Here is a 242-nt window from a genome sequence, read left to right as displayed (position 1 = left end):
CGCATCAAAATCTGTGGCCTCACGCGCGAGGCCGACGTGGCCCACGCCGCCCGCGCCGGGGCCGACGCCATCGGCTTCGTGCTCTACCCACCCAGCCCGCGCGCGGTCACGGCGCAGCGCGCCGGTGAACTGGCGCGCGAGCTGCCGCCCTTCGTCACCCCGGTGCTGCTGTTCGTCAACGCCAGCGCGGCCGAGGTGCAGGCCGGCCTGCAGGCCGTGCCCCACGCCCTGCTGCAGTTCCA

1 protein-coding gene is annotated in these 242 nt (G+C 74.8%); it reads left to right on the top strand.

All coding sequences use genetic code 11. The features are described 5' to 3' along the window. Positions 1 to 242: phosphoribosylanthranilate isomerase (locus tag HA630_RS02125; protein WP_407061928.1), on the top strand; the 242-nt coding region annotated here is incomplete at both ends.

This window comes from Aquabacterium sp. A08 (assembly GCF_011742065.1).
This window is presented reverse-complemented; position numbering and strand designations above follow the sequence as displayed.